The following is a 1,654-nucleotide window of genomic DNA, read 5'->3' on the forward strand; positions in this document are numbered from 1 at the left end:
CCAATGAGTTGCGTGCATCGTGATTGCGCAGGTCACGGGTCTGGTGTGAGTGAAGGCTCGGGTACTCGCGCTGGTCGGTGGCCGATGACCATGGTGTAGATCATCGGGCAGGTCCGGCTCCGGCGGGATGCCGGGTTCGGCTGCGCCCGCGACCGACCCGCGCCTACGATCCGTCAGCAGGTCGGCACGCTACGAGATCGTGAGGGTGCGGGGATGCGGGAGCGGCAGTGGATCACCGATCGCCGGAGCGAGCTGGACGCCCTCGCCGAGCAGCTGACCAAGGAGCTTCAGGAAGTCCAGGTCGAGCGGGACGAACTGGCAATCGCGGAGCGGGTGTTGAACCGCCTGGCCGAGCAGGTCCGGGCCGATGCCGAGGCTGCCGCTCCGGCAACGGCGCAGGTGGCCGGGCGGGCGGTCCTGCTCATCCCGCACCGCAGTGACGCGACCGACGAGGCCGCGCTGCCCGGCGACTACCGCAGGATCCTGGCGATCGCGCGTGAGGCCGACGGCCCGGTGCAGGTCAGGGCGGTCGGCGAGCGGCTGGGCCTGAACGCCTCGGTGCGCGGCAAGCTGGAGCCGCTGCGCGCGAAGATGACCAAGCTCGCTGACCGCGGCTGGCTGCACAAACGGCCCGACGGACGGTTCACCGCACGGCGGTGACCGCGCGGGCGGGCCGTAACCAGCGGGCCCCCGACGGCAGTTGAGTTTGGTGTGAAGAAAAACAACGGTTCCGCCGAGGGCCCTGACGGCCTTGTCCACACCGCCCGCCTGCCGCTGTCGAGCACCACCCTGAACTACCTCGCCACCGTGATACGCGGCCATTTGAAGAAGATCGGTTCGCGGTGGCGGGCCCTGCCCGCGGGGAAGATCGCCGCCATCGTGCTGGCGGTGCTGCGCTGTGACCAGCGGCCCAGCGACCTCGCCGGCGGGAACGGAGTGCACCGCACCACCATCACCCGGTGGGTGCGCGAGGCCGTCGGCCTGCTCGCCGCCCGCGCCCCACGCCTGGACCGCGCACTCAAGAAGATCGTCCGAACGGGTGGCGGGGTGGTCCTGCTCGACGGCACCCTGATACGGACCCGGCGGCGTACCGGCACGGCGAACCGGAAGAACTACTCCGGCAAGCACAAATGCCACGGTCTGCTGGTGATCGCGCTCACCGACGACCGGGGCCGCCTGCTGTGGGTCTCTGCGGCCCGCCCCGGACGATCCTCGGAGATCACCGCCTGTCGTCACGACCACCTCACCGCGAAACTGCGGGCGGCCGGGCTCGGCGCCATCGCCGACCTGGGCTTCATCGGCCTCGACGACAGCGATCCGGACGCCGAACCGGCGGTGATCACCGGCTACAAGGCCGCCCGCAACCGGCCCTTGACCCGTGGCCAGAAGCTGTCCAACAAAGCACTGGCCGCAGTCCGCGCCCCGGTCGAGCACGGCTTCGCCCACCTGAAGAACTGGCGCGTCCTCGGCAAGGTCCGCACGAATCCGAGGTGGGCGACCGCCCTCGTGCGGGCCCTGCTGGTGCTGACGAACCGGGAAGTCGCCCGCTGACCGACGATCTTCGCCGAAGTCATCCGCCCGCCACCAGCACGAGCATCCCGAACCCTACGCACACCAGGCCCGTGACCAGCAATTTCACGATGCACAGTGCTCA

Annotated in this window: 2 protein-coding genes; both read left to right on the plus strand. The window is 70.1% G+C overall.

What is annotated here, in order from left to right:
• Positions 1-213: 213 nt before the first annotated feature.
• Entirely contained in the window at positions 214-660 is a 447-nt protein-coding gene (locus tag IE239_RS41330) for a hypothetical protein (protein WP_190154584.1), read from the plus strand.
• Positions 661-711: 51 nt separating this feature from the next.
• Positions 712-1,551 carry a transposase family protein gene (locus IE239_RS41335; protein WP_190154585.1) on the plus strand — a complete coding sequence of 280 codons (840 nt, stop codon included), beginning with the start codon at positions 712-714 and terminating at the stop codon, positions 1,549-1,551.
• The last annotated feature ends 103 nt before the right edge of the window (positions 1,552-1,654 follow it).

It is taken from the genome of Streptomyces humidus, assembly GCF_014649655.1.
Taxonomy (GTDB): domain Bacteria; phylum Actinomycetota; class Actinomycetes; order Streptomycetales; family Streptomycetaceae; genus Streptomyces; species Streptomyces humidus.